This is a genomic window from Pseudanabaena sp. UWO310 (assembly GCF_006861605.1).
Lineage (GTDB): Bacteria > Cyanobacteriota > Cyanobacteriia > Pseudanabaenales > Pseudanabaenaceae > Pseudanabaena.
In genome coordinates, this window is sequence record NZ_SELU01000050.1 from 25376 (window position 1) to 42746 (window position 17371).

The 17371-nt window shown below is 43.5% G+C and carries 12 protein-coding genes and 3 pseudogenes; 3 read left to right on the forward strand and 12 right to left on the reverse strand.

What is annotated here, in order from left to right; translation table 11 throughout:
- Positions 1–48: 48 nt before the first annotated feature.
- The 5 genes from PseudUWO310_RS16040 to PseudUWO310_RS16060 all read right to left on the reverse strand — a co-directional run bounded on the left by PseudUWO310_RS16040 (position 49) and on the right by PseudUWO310_RS16060 (position 7436).
- Entirely contained in the window at positions 49–1710 is a 1662-nt protein-coding gene (locus PseudUWO310_RS16040; protein WP_223805698.1) for an HlyD family efflux transporter periplasmic adaptor subunit, read from the reverse strand.
- A gap of 95 nt (positions 1711–1805) precedes the next feature.
- Entirely contained in the window at positions 1806–4754 is a 2949-nt protein-coding gene (locus tag PseudUWO310_RS16045; RefSeq protein ID WP_142603042.1) for a peptidase domain-containing ABC transporter, read from the reverse strand.
- A 6-nt stretch (positions 4755–4760) separates the two neighbouring features.
- Positions 4761–5504 carry a peptidylprolyl isomerase gene (locus tag PseudUWO310_RS16050; protein WP_142603044.1) on the reverse strand — a complete coding sequence of 248 codons (744 nt, stop codon included), beginning with the start codon at positions 5502–5504 and terminating at the stop codon, positions 4761–4763.
- A gap of 35 nt (positions 5505–5539) precedes the next feature.
- Positions 5540–7114, reverse strand: a complete 1575-nt coding sequence (locus PseudUWO310_RS16055) for an AAA family ATPase (protein ID WP_142603047.1) — start codon at positions 7112–7114, stop codon at positions 5540–5542.
- 31 nt (positions 7115–7145) lie between these two features.
- Positions 7146–7436: a hypothetical protein gene (locus PseudUWO310_RS16060; RefSeq protein ID WP_142603049.1), complete on the reverse strand. Its 291-nt coding sequence runs from the start codon at positions 7434–7436 to the stop codon at positions 7146–7148.
- 93 nt (positions 7437–7529) lie between these two features.
- Between PseudUWO310_RS16060 and PseudUWO310_RS16065 the strand changes: the two genes are divergently transcribed.
- Together PseudUWO310_RS16065 and PseudUWO310_RS16070 are read left to right on the forward strand one after the other, a co-directional pair.
- Positions 7530–7727, forward strand: coding sequence for a transposase DNA-binding-containing protein (locus PseudUWO310_RS16065; RefSeq protein ID WP_142603051.1), 198 nt, complete (start codon positions 7530–7532; stop codon positions 7725–7727).
- A 14-nt stretch (positions 7728–7741) separates the two neighbouring features.
- A pseudogene (locus PseudUWO310_RS16070) lies at positions 7742–8341 on the forward strand (IS4 family transposase); the annotation flags it as partial.
- 36 nt (positions 8342–8377) lie between these two features.
- On the opposite strand, the pseudogene PseudUWO310_RS16075 reads toward PseudUWO310_RS16070, so the two are convergent.
- Positions 8378–9590: pseudogene (locus PseudUWO310_RS16075) on the reverse strand (IS256 family transposase).
- 78 nt (positions 9591–9668) lie between these two features.
- Here PseudUWO310_RS16075 and PseudUWO310_RS16080 point away from each other — a divergent pair.
- Positions 9669–10253: pseudogene (locus PseudUWO310_RS16080) on the forward strand (IS4 family transposase); the annotation flags it as partial.
- A gap of 365 nt (positions 10254–10618) precedes the next feature.
- Here the strand turns inward: PseudUWO310_RS16080 and PseudUWO310_RS16085 are convergent.
- The 6 genes from PseudUWO310_RS16085 to PseudUWO310_RS16110 form a co-directional block, all read right to left on the reverse strand.
- Entirely contained in the window at positions 10619–10939 is a 321-nt protein-coding gene (locus PseudUWO310_RS16085; protein ID WP_223805699.1) for a transposase, read from the reverse strand.
- A 259-nt stretch (positions 10940–11198) separates the two neighbouring features.
- Entirely contained in the window at positions 11199–11837 is a 639-nt protein-coding gene (locus tag PseudUWO310_RS16090; RefSeq protein WP_142603053.1) for a hypothetical protein, read from the reverse strand.
- Positions 11821–12150, reverse strand: a complete 330-nt coding sequence (locus tag PseudUWO310_RS16095; RefSeq protein WP_142603055.1) for a hypothetical protein — start codon at positions 12148–12150, stop codon at positions 11821–11823. Before PseudUWO310_RS16095 ends, PseudUWO310_RS16090 begins: the two co-directional genes overlap by 17 nt.
- Positions 12151–12155: 5 nt before the next feature.
- Complete coding sequence (locus PseudUWO310_RS16100; protein ID WP_142603057.1) at positions 12156–15563, reverse strand: RHS repeat-associated core domain-containing protein; 3408 nt, start codon at positions 15561–15563, stop codon at positions 12156–12158.
- Between the two features lie 70 nt (positions 15564–15633).
- On the reverse strand, positions 15634–16056 hold the full coding sequence (locus PseudUWO310_RS16105; protein WP_142603059.1) for a hypothetical protein: 423 nt from the start codon (positions 16054–16056) through the stop codon (positions 15634–15636).
- 37 nt (positions 16057–16093) lie between these two features.
- Positions 16094–17119, reverse strand: a complete 1026-nt coding sequence (locus PseudUWO310_RS16110; protein ID WP_190316054.1) for an RHS repeat-associated core domain-containing protein — start codon at positions 17117–17119, stop codon at positions 16094–16096.
- Between the last annotated feature and the right edge of the window lie 252 nt (positions 17120–17371).

The window sequence follows — 17371 nt, forward strand, 5'->3', positions numbered from 1 at the left end:
GAATTGGTATTAGAGACAAACAGAGGCTTTAGGCTTTGCCAGATAAAACTAGCGGACAAACTTGAGACTTTCGGTGTTTTTGACAAAGAAATCAGTAAACAGACTAATGACAGTGCGATCGCGAATTTTGATATTCGCCATCAGCGACATACCAGACTGCAAACGAATTTCGCGACCATTAATACTCAAAGACTGTCGTTCCATGAGCACCTTCGCAGGAAAGCGATAGGTCGGATGGGATTGATCGGGTGGTAAGGCATCAGAACCAATCCAGATTAACTTCCCCTTCACATCTCCAAACTCAGTAAAAGGGAAAGAATCAATCCGCACATCAACAGGCATATTCTCCTTCACAAAACCAATATCCTGATTAGTGATAAACACCTTCGCGACCAGTAGATCATCGGGCACGATTTTGAGAACGACCTCACTCGCATTCATATTCGCCACATAGCCCAGCCCAGCCTTCAACTCAAATATCGTACCCGCCGCAGGAGCCCGCAGCTCTTGGTATTTGAGAGTAACCTCTGCCTGCCGAACCTGACCATCAATCTCCGCAATCCGCTTACTGTTATCCACTAGAGCCTTAGTAAACTGGCTGTCAATCTCCGCCATCCGCTTAGTATTATCCGCAATTTGAGCGGTCAATTCCTTGCGCGTCGTATCAAAGGTATTATTAAGACGAGCCTTACCTTCAGCGATCGCTGCCTTAATCCGCATTTCCTCCTGCGCAAGCTGACGGATCTCGGATTCTGTCGTCATTACCTGTTGTTTTTGCTTGAGATATTGGGAACGAGGAATCCCGCCCTCTTTGGCAACAACCTCAATATCATCGAGAATTTTTTTGTCGATCGCCAACGAACTCTGACGACCAGCACGGTTAATCCGCGTTTGGTTGAGCTGTTCTACTAACTGAGCGATATTGGCTTCAGCCGCTTGAGATCTAGAACTCAGTTCAGCTCGATTAGCGATCAGCCGATCCTGCTGATCGCTCGTCAAACTAGCACTCCCCCCATTGACCTGCATCCGATACATTTCGATTTCCGTAGCCAGAGCTTCACGATTGCGGGCAAGGGCAAGGAACTCCGCAGGCACAGCCACAGCCTTCGCAGGGTCAATGACCGAACGCTTGCCATTGAGCACATCCCGATAGAACTGATTTTCCTGTTGCAAATTCCGCCGCAATTTTTGGAGCGACTCAAGCTGAGCCTTAGCGGCGGTTGCATCAATCCGCAGCAAGACATCTCCCGTTTTGACCCTCTGACCATCCTGCACTAAGATCTCCTTTAGTACACCATTGGCCGGTAAACGCACCTCTTTGACTGCCCCCTGAGGCTCTAATTTCCCTTGAGCGGGAATAGACTCCTCAATCTTGGCTACCGAAGCCCAAACCAAGCCTACGGTTAACGCACCTAGAAAAGTCCATAAAATTGTTTGAATCCATTTAGGCGATTGACTCAATACTAAGGGTTGATCGAAACTATTTTGGGAAGAGTTGCCCTTGGGTGTTTTTGCATTATTTTTTGAGTTGTTTTTCGCGTCATTATTTTCGTTCTTACTGCCATCCCCCATGTCTTGAGGCGATATTACTTCTAAATGCTGCGATTGAATTTCCCCAAGATCGCGATCGCCATTTTGTTGCTTCCCATTTTGCTGCTTCCCACTTCCATTCATCATATTTTTACTGCCACCGAATTGAATTTTCTCCAAATATTAAATCCATCAAGTTATCCCAAAGCTAAAAATGGCTATGCCATTTTTAGCTTTTCAAACCGTTGCTAGGCTCGGTTTTAATTCCCAAAAGACTATGGGTCTCCAGCCGCTTCCTGTTGGCGATATAAGCAGTAGTAATTGCCTTCGATCGCCATCAATTCATGGTGAGTTCCCTGCTCCGCCACCCGACCGCTATCCATCACCACAATCAGATCGGCATTCCGAATCGTCGCCAGACGATGGGTAATAAAAAAGACCGTTCGACCCCGAAACTCTTCGGCAAGATTCAAGCAGACTTGGCGCTCGGTATTATAGTCTAAAGCACTCGTTGCTTCATCCAGAATTAATAGTTTTGGTTTCTGCAATACTGTCCGCGCGATCGCTATTCTTTGTCTTTGCCCCCCTGACAATGCGGCTCCCCGTTCGCCCACCCTTGATTCATATCCCTGAGGTAGCTGCATGATAAAGTCATGGGCACAAGCGATACGCGCGGCTGCAATGATTTCGTCGGGACTAGCATCGGGATTGGTCAAGGCAATATTTTGCTGGACGGTTCCATCAAAAAGTAACGTATCTTGTAAAACTACGCCGATCTGTCGGCGTAATGAATAAAGCTCGACCTTACCGATATCATACTCATCGATGAGAATCCGACCTGCTTCGGGATCGTAGAGTCGCGTCAATAATTTTGTCAGGGTACTCTTGCCCGCACCGCTAGTACCTACGACTCCGACAAACTTACCTGAAGGGACTTCTAAATTAACGCTATTAAGCTGTAGGTTCCCATGGGGATTGAAACGGAAATTGACATTTTCATAGCGGACGGCTCCTAAGATCGCGGGCATGGGAATATTGCGACGACCTGCGGCTTCTTGTTCTTGGGGATGATTGATGATATCGCTGAGGCGTTCTAGGGAGAGGGCGGTCTCTTGGAAATTTTGCCAAAGCTGAATCAGGCGCAGTAATGGCGATGTCGTATAGCCAGCAATGATCCGAAAGGCGATTAGCTGCCCTAAGGTTAGCTTGCCGTCGAGAACTAGATATGCGCCGACCCATAGCAATAGCAAACTAGAGAACTGGTTTAAGAACTGGCTCATCGAACCTGCTGTAGTCGAAGTCACCACCGTTTTAAATCCATCGGACATATAACGGGCATAGCGTCGTTGCCATTCCCACCGTGATTGCAATTCAATGCTTTGGGCTTTCACTGTCTGGATTCCTGAAACCACTTCGACCAGATAGGATTGCGTCTCGGCGTTGCGTTCGGCTTTTGTCCGCAGTTGCGATCGCACGATGGGGGCAACGATGAAGGTGAGCAGTCCAAATAGCGGCACTGTCCCTAGGGCTACTAGGGTTAGGAGCCAGCTATAGAAAATCATGACGACGATGTAGATTACCGAAAAGACGGCATCAAGAACGACGGTAAGTGCTGTACCCGTGAGAAATTGACGGATGTTTTCTAGTTCGCCAATGCGACTAGATAGTTCACCAACTGAACGCTTCTCGAAATAACGCAAGGGCAGTCTGACCAAGTGGTCGATGGTTTCTGAGCCTAAGGTTAGGTCGATGCGATTGGTTGTATTTACAAATAGATAGGTTCGCAATGCGCTGATGACTGCTTCAAATACAGCGATCGTCAACAGGAGTATGCCTAGGGTATTTAAGGTTGCAGGGGCATTTTGATTGATTACTTTGTCGATGATTACCTGAGTGATCAGCGGATTTGCCAATCCCAATAGCTGTACAAAAAAAGAAGCAAATAGAACGGTGATCAGGGGACTGCGATAGCGCTTGAGATAGGGTAAGAACCAAGATAAGCCAAATTTCTGTTTGGGTGTGTCTTTGGTTGGTTGAACAATTAAAATCTGTCCTGATTCCCCCCATAGCTCGGCGAATTGCGCTATTTTTTTAATCGTAATTCCTTGTTCGGGAATACCTAATACCAGTTCGCGATCGCTGGTTTTATAGAGAACGGCAAAGGTATCTTGCCAAGGTAATAGGGCGGGGGTGGGAATCTGGCTAATTGCGCTGGCGGGAATGGTGACTAATTGTCCGTTTAAGCCCATCAGTTCGGCAATCATGCCGCATAGTTGGAGAGAAACTTTTTGGGAACGTTGGTATTGGCTGGCGATCGCGCGGGCGATCGCATGGCGATTAAAGGGCATTCGCCAGTATTTGGCTAGCATCTCAAAGCAAGCGACTGAGGCCTCGATGGGTCCCCTACCATATATATGGGGATAGTCTTGTATCTTTCGCTCGTCAATATCGGCAACCGTTGGTAGGTCGGGGGCATAGGGGATATCAAAGGCAGTGGGGTGGGGCGGTATTTCTGCGATTGCTTCGATGGGAGGGGCAAAGTTGTCGCGCAGACCAATCAATCGTAGATAGCTATCTTCGGGAATTTCGATAAAATCGCGTTTCAGTTCGAGGCGACTTCCCACGGGAATTGGGATGTTTTGACCGCCACTTACTAGCCAAATAAAGTCGGGAGCGAGTTTTGTGAGGGGTATTTTTCCCGATGAGAAGGTCGTTACGGCTGCTTGTTGCCAAACCTCGCGGGTTAGTTGGGGAAAGTTGCTGGGGGCTTGCGCCCTTCGTTCCATTTCAATCGTTAGGAGGTCGAATACTTCCGAGGTCGAGATTTGATTGCTAAATGCAGCCTTAAATGCTGGGTCGCGATCGCAGAATTGCAGGAAATCTCTTGCGTCTAGGGCAAAACAGATGCTTTCAATGGAGGCGATCGCTGTTTCGCAGGGTAGGTTGCGCATCAGGCTTGCCCAGCCGATTATGGCTCCTGGTTTAAGGATCTCTAGGGTGATCGGGGATGTTGTTTGTGGTATTTGGGCAAGTAGTCGGGCTTGTCCTTCCCATAAAAACATGATTTGGGCTGGCATGGTCTCGCGCCGCAAAATCACTTGCCCCATGCGATAGCGTAATGGTTGGAGGCGATCGCTTAGTTCTGTTAAAAGTTGCCGATCGATAGTTTGTAATAGGGGGATGCGATCGAGAAGTTCTTGAATTGCATGGATTTTGGTGGTCATTCAAAATTAAGGACTAACGGCGAGACTACTGGTTATTATCATATTTTGTTCTTGTAACTTTTGCTCTTGCAAAAATTCTTCAAATAATTGATTGAGTAGTAGTTGCTGGGTCTGAGGGTCAAATTGGGCGGGCATTAGTTTCTCTAGCCGTAAAATTACGAACCATTCTTCTAACAGAAATGGTGGATGTATTTGTTGGGGACGACTGTTGCGCAGTTTATCCGCCATGATGGGTGGTAGTTTACTGAGGGCTATGGGTCCAATCTGTCCTCCTGTTTGGGCTTCTGCTCCCTGTGAGTATTGGGATGCGAGTTCGGCAAAGGATTGCTCGCCTCCTTGAATCCGAAAGAATAATTCTTGGATAAGTTCGGGGTTTTTATGTCTTATGAGGGAGTAGGTGGCTCGATCTAGGTTGGCGCGATTGTTTAAAAAGGTGGATTCCAGTCGGTTGCCCCATGTTTGCTGTTTGAATTTTTCGATTTTGTATTCGCGCAGAGCGATCGCTTGTAGTTGGATGTCCGTAAGAGAATAAATCTGGATGTATTTCTGAACTGCTTCTTGGCTCGTCAATTGGTAGCGTTGCTGGAATTGTTGTAATGCGATGGCAATCTCTTCTGGGCTAATGCTTATGTTGGCAATCTCGCGATCTATGGTTTGTTCCCGTTGAAAGTTTGGGAGTAGGCGATAGGTGGCTAGTAAGGACAATATGCTTTCGATCTCGATTTTATCTATCGTCAACTGGGCTCTCATGTTTCTAATTTCTAAAATGTTAATAAGTTAGGTGTCTATCCCCGAATCACAATGATTTCTCGTCCTGCGGGACTAATCACATTTTCAGTGGTGGTGCGATCGCTTAGCGATGGTAACCCAGAACGGCGATCGAAAATCACTAACCATCCTGTATTCAAACTCAATCCTGATAAATATTTATCTAACTGCTTTAATCCTTCCTTGATTGGATCTGGTCTTTTATCAGCCCAAACTTTCAACTCCATTCCCAAAGTTACTTTACCATAGCGCAAACAGATATCCATTCTTCCCGAACCAATCGCATATTCTCTTTCCAGCGTCCCAGCACCATTCACAACCCGATGCAAAAATGCCATCAGCACCAGATGGGGCGCAATCTCTGGATAGTTAGCACTCTTAAATAATGGCTCACCATGTTGTCGCCAAAAAACTAGAAAAGCATTAAGTAGGACTTCAGCATTGAGACTTCCATCAACATTCAGCCAGCTAGGTTGAATCATCGGCAGACTATCCTGCACTCCTTGAGATAAAACTCTGGGAATAACTTCTTGATAAATCGGATTCGCAATCTTCAAACCACCTTCCTGACTTCGCACCACTAAACCTAAGTCCAACAAATAACGCCGATCGTCATCGGTCGTGTCTCCTAACTCTAATCCAGATAAAATGGGTTGAATTATGGCTCTGACTCGATCTTCCCGTAATCTTTCGGCAAGGCTATCCAGATGCGTATCCTGTCTCTTAATCAGTATTTCCTTCGCTTGATTCACTAAGTCAGGAGTAATCGGAATTGCAGGATCTTTCGTAATGTATTCCACAATTTCCTTGGCGATCGCATTCACTAACCAAGGCTGTCCCTGTGTCAAATGAAAAGCCAAATCAACTGCTTCAGGCGTAAATACCTGCCCCGTCGCATTCGTATGTTGCTGGTAGAGATTCCGCACGTCCTCAAGGGTAAAGTTACTTAAGGTAAAGGATCGGACTTTGATGTTAAAAGGGCTGGAGGTATTTAGGCGAGTACCTACGGAAGGCGAAGCGCCTACGCTTCCTCCTGACGCATATTTATAATCCCGCACATCGCGCATCCCCACCAGCGCCACTGACTGGGGAAATCCCTGAGGACGACGCGGAAATCCAGACCTAATTTGCCGAAGTACGGAAACTAAAGTCTCATCACTCAAAGCATCGATTTCATCGAGAAACACTACCAATGGTCTTGGCGATTCCTGTGACCATGCTGCCAAAAAAGCGCCGATATGACGACCTGATTCTCCTAAAATGCTATGACTGGGGTGCAACTCTGATGGTAAATAAAACTTAATTGCATCCTGCCACTCATCCAAAATTGCCCGCCCTGCTAATTCTGGGTCATGGGAAAATACAGCCCCTACTTCCAGCGATAACATCACTGCCGTATATTGACCACTCGCCGTTAGCTCTTGGGCAAGTGTCAGCATCGCTGTAGTCTTACCCACCTGCCTTGGCGCATGAATTACGAAATAGTTACGCTGGGCAATCAAATTAACTATTTCAGGAAGCCGATCTGTAGCCGACAACATGTAATGAATATCAGCTTGGCAAGGACCAGCGGTATTAAACCATTTTGGCATAACGAAAACTAACTAACGGGCAGATACCCCTTCAATATATATCAACGCGCCAAGCAAACCTCCTCAAACCTCGAAAACGTTTTGGTGTTGCCATTTTGGGAATTGCTATTAGAGAGACTAAGAAAGAAATAAAAATTATCACGTGACAATTGGATAGTAAAGTTTGGTAGGTTCCCAATGTAGGACTATCCCATATGACTAGTCCTGTGGTGGGGTTAATCGCTAGCCCTGTCGCGCCACCCCCATTAATTAATCCATAGCTCAAGCTATCTCCCGCATCAACATCGGTCGCTACGACTTGATAGCGGTACTTACTTTTCACGTCATCTTTGAAAAGTAAACGAGAAGGGGGTTTCAGGTAGATGGTACGGATGGGGTTAAAGTAGTAAAAATAAAGTAAAAGCAGGCAAGAAAAATGTTGAACTGGTGGGACAAGAATTTTGCAAGTTGTGAATTAGGGGATGAGAGACTAAGCGACAGAGCCTACTCAATCGGTAAAAAAATAAGTGAAGGATTTGGGAAAGCGTTGTCCGAGATATTTAAGAGTGGCTCTGAGTTAAAAAGAGCTTATGAGTTTTCGGCAATCACAAAACAGAATTTAGCAAGATCATAAAACCGCACTGTAAAATGACCAGTGAAGCCGTGGAAGAACAAGAAGAGGTCTTATGTATAGGAGATACCACCTATCTAGATTATGGCAAAATTAAAGCCAAACGGGAAGGTTATGGACCAACAGGAAACGGTGGGAACGGATTAATTCTGCACAGTGCCTTAGCGATCGCGCCCGAGCAAGGACAAGTAATCGGGTTGTTATGGCAAAAATTGTGGAACCGCGAACCAAAAGCCAAGCCACCGCAAGATGAGACTCCAGAAGCGAAAAAACAACGAAAGGCGCTTGCCCGAAAAGCATCCCGACAAAGGTTATTCAAAGAAAAAGAGTCCTATCGATGGGTAGAAGCGATGACCGAAGTCGAGCATCAAGTCAGTAGCAGCACCCATGTAATTCATATTTTCGACCGTGAAGGAGATATCACCGAAGTCTTCGACCAAGTACGACAACTGAAACATACAGGGGTATTAGTAAGAGCAGCCCATGACCGTAGCTTAGACCAAAATAGCGAACGACTATGGCAAAAACTGGAGTCGCAACCCGTAAGATTTGAACAGGAAATCAAAGTACCAGAGACTGGTAAACGTAAAGCCCGTATCGCAAAACTGGCAGTACGATTGAGACTGTCAAGCATTTTGTGTAAAGTCTAGAAGCTAGATGTGGAGACGATCCTCAAAGAGGATGGCAAAGCGATTAAGAGCAGGCTTCCAATCACGAATGGGCATTGTCCACTTCTTCGAGATATTTCGCATTGCCAAATAAACCAGCTTGAAAGCAGCCTCATCCGAGGGGAAAATCTGTTGAGATTTAATCACCTTCCGCAAGCTACTATTCATTGACTCAATGGCATTAGTGGTATAAATCGCCCTGCGAATCTCAGGGGGGAAAGCAAAGAAGGGGATAATATTCGCCCAATGACTGCGCCAAGACTTGGAGATCGACGGATATTGTTTGTCCCATTTCTCAGCAAAGAGTTCGAGATTAAACTCAGCCTCCGATTCCGTCGCCGCAGCATAAATCGCCTTGAGGTCAGCACAAACTTGTTTGCGTTGTTGCCAAGGTACAAAAGCGACCGAGTTTCTGACCATGTGGACAATGCATAACTGCACCTGTGTCTTAGGAAATACCGTCTCAATCGCATTAGGGAAACCAGTCAAGCCATCGACGCAAGCAATCAAGATATCTTTGACCCCACGGTTGTGAATTTCGGTGAGTACAGATAACCAGAATTTTGCCCCTTCATTCGGGGAAATCCACATACCCAATAATTCCTTGTACCCGTCCATATTCACCGCCAAGGCAAAGTACAAGGATTTATTGATCACTCGTCCATTGTCTCGAACTTTGATGACTAAACAGTCCAGAAATACGATCGGATAAACCGCATTGAGGGGACGGTAGGGCGCATTGCTTGACTTCATCAATTACCTCATCAGTGACATTGGAAATAAGCGTTGGTGATACTTCGACCCCATACATTTCTTGCAACTGGGCTTGGATATCCCTGACACTCATACCTCGCGAATACAAGGCAATGATCTTCTCGTCTAATCCTGACAGTCGATTTTGTCCTTTCTTGACCAGTTGTGGTTCAAACTCTCCTTGCCGATCGCGGGGGACTGCGATTTCGGCTACACCAAAGTCGCCTTGGACTTTTTTCTGGCTATAGCCGTTACGACTGTTGCTTTGCCCTTCTGGTTTCGATTCATGCTTCTTGTACCCTAGATGGGTCGATAATTCTGCTTCCAATGCTCGCTCCACTAGTGCGGTGGTTAGTTGTTTCAGGATTCCTCCTTCTCCGAATAGGTCGGGTGGAGTTTTACATTCTTGCAGTAATTCATCGAGCAATTCTTTGCGTATATTCATCGGTTTTAGTGTTAGTTATTGTGTGTCTAGATTATCTCTCTGTATATATCCCAGACTTTACACAAAATACTCTACACTCTCGTACGATTTTCTAAGGTTCATCTACGGGTTCCCTATCGTTTTGACAATCGTGACCCACTACCAGTTTATGCTGTCTATGCCACTGAAATCGATTGCCCTGAAGGTGAAAGCTCTTTGGAATGGATGCTCCTGACCACTGAAGTCGTAGCAGAACTAGAGGTGGCTATTAAGATTTTACGTTGGTATACTTATCGTTGGCGTGTAGAGGATTTTCATAAAATCTTTAAGTCTGGCTGTCAGTGTGAGCCCTATAGACTTGCTGCTGAAGGGATGAAGACATTGTTAGGATTTTTAAGTGTCTGTGCGGTCGAACTTTTACAGGTTACTTATCTCCATCGAAATCAACCTGATACTCCTGCGGTTGAGATTCTTTCTCCTCTCCAAATTCAGGTTTTAAAAGCTCGATTTCCTAAATCTCCTCCTGTTTTAACCGTTGCGTGGGCTATCGAATCGATTGCTTTCCTTGGCGGGTATCTTGAGCATCGTCGCAAATCTCCCATTGGTATTCAAGTTCTCTGGCGTGGTTGGTCTAATTTACGTGAACTTTGCCAAGGCTGGCTTCTTGCCCAAATTCATACTTAACGGGAAAAGTAAGGATAGCGGTAGGGTTTCGTCGTATCGATTTGAGCGATCGGGGTGGAGGTGATACTGGGGCTTTGTCTAGGTTCCACAATAGGCGATCGCCATTCGGGTCACTGCCACTCAGGTCATATTGGTATTTGATATGCTAATGGGAGTTAAGGAGTATTTTCAATATGACCCAACTAGTGAATATTTAAAACCCACATTCCGCTCTTATTTTACTGAAAAAAGTATTTAGAAAACAAATCCTTATACAGTAAGTGTTTTGAGCTTTGCCAGCAAAAATATCACTATCTTAATACTTTAAATAGTGATGCACTAATAGGAATTAATATCATTAATTTTTCCAAAAATCACTGAAACCCTCATTGTCTCGTTTTAAATATTTTTAGGCTTCCATTACGAGCGGAATGTGGGTTTAATCCCATCAAGTATAGGCACAATATCCACATCTGTAGTGGTTTATGGTGTCCTGCAAATATTGTGTCGGTTAGATCGTCAAAGTTGGTGTTACAAGTTTTACACTGGTATCGTTGGCGAGCAGGCTGTGTTTCATCTTTGCCGCGCTTGATCACCACTAGGCTTTGACATTTTGGACAGCATACTCCTCTTGTCCATCGCATCTGACGCACTGTTTCGTAGCATTTTGCGTCGTCGATTAGATGGGTTAAGTTCACACTCAGCATAGTGATCGCTGCTTTTGGATTTCGCTACAATATTATCAATTTCTGCCTTTCTTTACCTCCCCAAAACACCTATTGAGCCATAAGACATCTATAAACTAGTATTTTTTGCTTAGCGATAAAGAATTTAAAGTGAAAGATACAATTTTTGACTGCTTTAGCATTGCTCTGGAGAATATTCATTGACAGACACTAGGACTCAGCCTTACTTATCCCTCTTTAACAGTCCAGTGCCAAGCTATAAGCTAGAGTCATGACATAATTATGATTCTGAGTTATATCCAATTTCTTGTAAATCCTTATTTACTAACTCAATTGAGGCTTTAGGGTTGAGGGCATAAATAATACTTGATGTTAATGCTTTGCGTGAAAAAATATGAATAATTGATTCGATTTTTATATTGATTTCATAGTATTCTTCAGCCCATTTTTGATATTGTTGCGGACTATAAACTAAAAATGGTAGCAATTCTTCAGAACCATCTTGAAAGTTTATTTCTCCAACTTTCCATGAAACATCTGAATAGTTTCTCCATATGCAAAAAGTCGTTTCCTCAGGAATCAGCGATACTTCTTGCAAATAGTCTTTAAAGTGAGGAGGAACTGAATCTAGAATATCTGTAAATATACAAGATTTATCTGGATTGAAATGGTTTATTGGTGCTTCATGATCAAATCCTTTAATCAAACAACCGTAAGAATCAAACACAACAAATAAGTGATTGCCACTACCATTATTCAAAGAGGCTAGAGATGTATCTTTAGCCCAATTAGAATTAAATGAATAATAGCGATACTCCCACTCGGGCGATAAAATAGAATCTAAAGTTGCTAAAGACTGAAGGTTAAACATTAAGATATCAATACTTGGTAAGTCTTTTAAATCATGCGTTGAGATCATTTGATGTACTATCCCTTACTTTTAAATAACGTTGCCAACAATCATCTTTGGTTTTGCGAATTGCTATCCATCCCGACGGTAAGTCGGCTAGCTCTAAAATACTTTGATCCAACTTGACTATTGTTCTTAATGCAATAATCTTTGGTGTGTCTTTACTGATATTTTTCCCAGAAAGAAATTGCCAAGAATCGTCTTCAATATCGTGTGAAACATACAGAATAGGATGGTTGCCTGATACAATTGCCTCTGTTGTAAATACGGCAAGGTTCTGAGGCTCCATAAATAGCCAATCCTGAGGCAAGATATTAGTCATAATAATTATTGGTTTGATTTTGCTCTATTGTTTGCCCTTGAGATAACCTTAGCATTTTTGTAACTATTGGTTCCAGCAGAAACATCTGGATCAGCAGGGTTTTTAGGTATTATATGATCTACTTGAGCTTCATTCTGGGGTGGTGTTATTCCTTTTATACTTTTTTGACTTGGAACAAGCAATTCATCAGTATCATCATCTCTTAATTCTCCTCCATTTCTACTTCGATTTTCTTCTAATATTTTACGCTTCTGAGCAGCAGTAAAGTCTTTACCTGCTCCTACGCTAGGTGAGTCTTGTAAATGAGAATATGGACTATCATTAGAAAGAAAAATATGAGTTAGAAGAAGACCGCCTAAGTCTTTACCAAAATTAATATCGTTCGGGCTAAAACCACCATCGGCAGCAGGAAAAGTTTCGATCCAGTCGCGCCAACTTTCGTTGGAGTCACGACCCTTATTCGTATTGATAGAATTAGGATCGAAATCATCATTAGGATTGAAATCACCATCGGGAAGAGGATAACCATAAGCTAAGTCACGCAAAACAGAATCGATATCTTTACCAAAATTAATATCATTCGGGTCAAAAACACCTTGCTTTTCTGTAAAGCTTGACGGAAGAGTGCCATCAGCAGCAGAATTAGGTACGAGAAGTTTTACAACAAATGCGCCAGCAACAATTATAACGAAATGCGTAGCTTCAAAAGCAACCCCTCTTAAAGCCGCTTGTACAATAAAGCTAGCAACATTTACAGAAGCATAAGCAATACTACTGAGAATTCCAATGATTGCAGTCGATTCAGTAGCACCTAATGCATCGTAACCCGAAGGGTCAGTAAAGTTAATCGGATTATTATTCGCATAAGCATAGGGATTCTTAGAAATGGGACTACTCATACGCCCACCAAAAGCATCCTTCGAGATAAACCTGCCTAAATCCGAATCATAGTATCTAGCTCTGAGATAATCCAAACCAGTGCTATCCCTCTGCTCACCCGCAAACTGGAACGAATTACTAGAATTACCAGCACTGGCAATCAACTTGCCAAAGGCATCATAGACATATCTGTCTGTCACCTGACCCGAACTATCTGTTAACAACCTCGTTGAACCTAACCCATCAGAATGGTAGAAACGCTCACCACTAGCACTATCAGACTTGATTAAACCTAAACCGAAAGTATACCTATTCAGAACCTGACCATTAACATCAGACTCTTGCAGCACCTTCGCATTACCTCTCGAATCAAGCAGATAATTCTTTCTGACTCCATCGGTAATACTCGCCACGCGATTTCCATTCGCATCATAAATATAATTCGATTGGGAAGTGACTCCATTATTAGTCGAAGTTACACCTACTAAGCGATTTTCACCATCATTAATCCAATCATAAACAACCGTATTCGTGCCATCAGATTTAGTCAGAGTCGAACCGTTATTGTCATAGGTAAAATTGGTGACCTTGTTGCCATTAGTCGTATTTTTGAGACGATTATTTGCATCATAGAGATAGGTAGTGATACCACTAGCAGGATCGGAATCATTCCGCTTCAAGCGATTTCCCACAGGGTCATACTCATAAGAGATCGTTCTATTTCCCAAAATCGAATCGGTCATAGACTCCGATTGCAACTGATTCACCACATCATAGGCATAGTTGACAGTGCGACCATTATTCTCAACCACCTTAGTTCTATTGCCCACACCATCCAACGTATAGGCATAACTAGAAAGTACTGTCCCCGAAGAGTCATTGGTAATCATTCCCGTCAATCGGTTAGCAGCATCATAGGTCTGCGACTCAGTCGTACCATCCGCTAACACCGTACCAATCAGATTACCTGCGGCATCATAGCTATATTTGGCTAACTGAATACCTGAAGTCACCGTATCAAGGCGATTCAGCTTATCGTAAGCATAATTAACCGTATTCGCCGCCGTCGTCAAAGTTTTGAGATTGCCCAACGCATCATAGCTATAGCCCACTGTCTGACCATCAGGACTCGCAACCAAATTCATACGATCATAACTATCAAAACTATATGTAGTCACACCCCTACCATCCGTCACCGTCTTGATTTGCGAAGTCACAGGATCATAGGAATAACCCACCGTCGCCACACGCGGATCGGAGAAGGATTTATTAGCCAATCTGCCATAGAGATCGTAGGCATAGGTAATCACATTGCCATTGAAATCCGTCGTCTTCGCCACCTGACCGAAATTATTGAAAATCGTCGTAGAACGCTGACCCAAAGCTAGATTTGTCGCCACCTTGCGGTTAAACGCATCATACTCATAGGTGGTTTTATTGCCATTGGCATCCTCAAACAACGTCTGACGACCTAAATTGTCATAGCCGTAAATGGTAGTCGCTTGATTCGCCAACTTCACTGAAGTTAGTTCACCCAGATTATCGTAGGCATATTCCGTAGTATGCAGATTCGCATCCTTAACCGCGATCGCCTGTCCGAATTGGTCATAGGTCGTTTCGGTTCTATTGCCATTACCATCAATCACCGCCGTCCGCCGATTGTACTGGTCATATTCATACTTGGTTTCATGACCCAAAGCATCAGTCACCTTAACCAGACTGCCGCGACTGTTGTAGGTAAACTGAGTGCGTTGATTGAGCGCATCAATCATTGCCGAAACTTTGCCAAAGGCATCGTATTCATAGGAAGTCGTTTGACCCAGTTGATTAGTTTCTGACTTGACACGACCTAAAGCGTCATAGACCACCGTAGATGTAGTGCCATCAAAGTATGTATTCACACTAGAGCGACCTTGAGTATCCAGCCCTATCTGGGTTGTGCGATTCTTCGCATCAGTGACAGAAGTAACCTGACCGCCTGTGTTGTAGGTATAGGTGGTGTCATTGCCAATCGGATTACCAAAGAAATCGCTCTCTTGAGAGATCCTTCCTAACGCATCGTAAGTATATTCAGTGCGACTGCCAAAAATATCGATTGTTGCCTTAATCCGACCCGATGCGGTGTACTCGATATGCTCTTTGGGATTGTCGCTATTGTCGTTAGGCGTAAGGTCAGGGAAGATGGTATCGGTCAATTGACCCAATGCGTCATATTCATAGCGAGTTTGCAATCCCGTCGCCGATGTTTTGGAGATAACTCTTCCCACGGCATCATATTCAGTGAGCAATACAGGATTATCCGCAGCGTTATTCGGCGTATTGTCTGGCAGAATGACCTTTATTTGTTGTCCCTTCTCGTCATAGAAATACTCAGTACGATTACCTCTTATATCTATTGTCGCCGTGACATTGCCATTGGCATCATATTCAGTACGGCTGACATTCCCCTGCGGATCGGTAATCGATGTCACCCTTCCTGCCTTGTCATAGGTATAGCTGATATTGAGCGTCTGATTTTCGGTCGGGAAAACCATCGATAGGTTCGTGACTTTGCCATTCAGGTCATAGGTGGCAGTTACTAGAAACAGGAATAGAAATTTCTAATTACAACAAAAATTTTGATATCCTCAATTCTAAAAGCCAGCCTAAACCTAAACCAGCTAAAGTCACTAAAAGTAAGATAAAGAAAATATAGAACTTATTCATACTCTTTTGAAGTTCATTTTTGACTTGCGACATTCCCGAAGTTATACCCCAGAAAAGAAGTAAAAGAACAATCCCTAAAATCTCATCAGACAAAGTATCTGCACCACCAATTTGAGGATCTCCGCCAACACATCCTTGATCCTCCTTAGGTTGTGGTTCTTTCTCTTTTTCTCCTCTATAAGAGACAAAACAAACACAACCTATGGAAAAGATCAGAGTAAATATGAAAAGAGAAGAAAAGAAGTGAAAGGTTATAAACCCTAACATTACATAAAAAATAATAATGATTGATATGAATTTTAGTAGAGATATTGAGACCATTTTTACTTCCTTAATAATTGGTTGTTAAACTACTAAGTTAACTAGGAGGCAACAAAAGAGATGGCCAGTAGATTGAAACGCCAGAGGCTAATCCTCCTCCCCATATTGGTGTTGGTGGAGTAGCGCTTGTAGGTGATTGCTTATAATAAGCTCCGACTCCCCATCCAGCAATAAAGCCTCCATTAACAGCAGAAACTCCTCCTCCAGAGACTAAAGTTCCTCCCAAAAGAAAATTCAATGCAAAAGTTTGTGGACCTGCACCTATAATACTAGGCGATTCAATTGAAGCATCAGCATTAATTACTGTGTAGCCTCCAATACCCGCATTTGCTATCCCAATACCAAGACCAACGATAAGCCAATTGCCTGAAAAACTTGGGACTTCATCAACTGTTTTTGCGGAGAGAATTCCCCCAGCAAGATTAATGCCACCCAGATATTTAGTGACAGCAGGAGGAAGAATACCTAGAGTGAGTTTACCTGACCAATCAATATCTTTACGCAATGTAAGTGCTGATGTTAATTGAAAGGCTGAAACCAAACCAGATGCGGCAAGAAGACTATCTAACATTGAATTAGCAACACTTATATCTAAAATACTTATAGCAGAATTTCCACTAGGATCTTGGAAAGAGATAGGATTATCATTTCCGTAAATAAAACGATGTCTGGACATCGGATTCATCGAATTTCCTTCAAAGGGATCGACACTATTAAATCTTCCAAGATTAGGATTGTAATATCTCGCTCTTAAATAGTAATCACCAATATTAGAATCAAACTGTTCGCCTCGATAGAGATAACTGTTTGGAGTATTTCCTGTTGATCGCAACAAAGTTCCATAAGCATCATAGTTATAGGTATCCGTGATGACACCTGAGCTATTCGCCAACTGCCTTACCCCGCTATGACCATCTCCTAGGTAAAATGACTTGTTGCCATTGCGATTTTGAGAAATTAAATTATTACCGTAAACAAAAGAAACTTGGGAACCATCCGAATTATATTCCTCCAACACCTGAGCATAAGGTCGATTGGCATCTATCAGATATCGTGTTTCCACACCATCAACAGTTTGTCCAACTCGAATACCATCTGAATTGTAGCGATAGCTTACCTGTTTTGTGCCTGTCGAGGTTACAACACCTGTACTCTTTAATCTATTCTCATAATCCCAAACATAAGTTGCTTAGTGGTGCAGAAAAGTCTGGAAAAGGTTGCTAGGCATAGAGTCTCAGAATGAGACAAGAGGGATAAAAGGGGCAAGAGATGAGATACTCAAGTTCCTCAACAAAAGATCTTATCCATGCCCCAC

What these genes read in the sequence shown, in the direction of transcription:
- PseudUWO310_RS16045 (WP_142603042.1), bottom strand. Translation starts at nt 4,754, where the DNA reads ATGACCACCAAAATCCATGCAATTCAAGAACTTCTCGATCGCATCCCC.
- PseudUWO310_RS16095 (WP_142603055.1), bottom strand. Translation starts at nt 12,150, where the DNA reads ATGACTAATATCTTGCCTCAGGATTGGCTATTTATGGAGCCTCAGAAC.
- PseudUWO310_RS16055 (WP_142603047.1), bottom strand. Translation starts at nt 7,114, where the DNA reads ATGCCAAAATGGTTTAATACCGCTGGTCCTTGCCAAGCTGATATTCAT.
- PseudUWO310_RS16105 (WP_142603059.1), bottom strand. Translation starts at nt 16,056, where the DNA reads ATGGTCTCAATATCTCTACTAAAATTCATATCAATCATTATTATTTTT.
- PseudUWO310_RS16050 (WP_142603044.1), bottom strand. Translation starts at nt 5,504, where the DNA reads ATGAGAGCCCAGTTGACGATAGATAAAATCGAGATCGAAAGCATATTG.
- PseudUWO310_RS16100 (WP_142603057.1), bottom strand. Translation starts at nt 15,563, where the DNA reads ATGGTTTTCCCGACCGAAAATCAGACGCTCAATATCAGCTATACCTAT.
- PseudUWO310_RS16090 (WP_142603053.1), bottom strand. Translation starts at nt 11,837, where the DNA reads ATGATCTCAACGCATGATTTAAAAGACTTACCAAGTATTGATATCTTA.
- PseudUWO310_RS16085 (WP_223805699.1), bottom strand. Translation starts at nt 10,939, where the DNA reads ATGCTGAGTGTGAACTTAACCCATCTAATCGACGACGCAAAATGCTAC.
- PseudUWO310_RS16065 (WP_142603051.1), top strand. Translation starts at nt 7,530, where the DNA reads ATGTTGAACTGGTGGGACAAGAATTTTGCAAGTTGTGAATTAGGGGAT.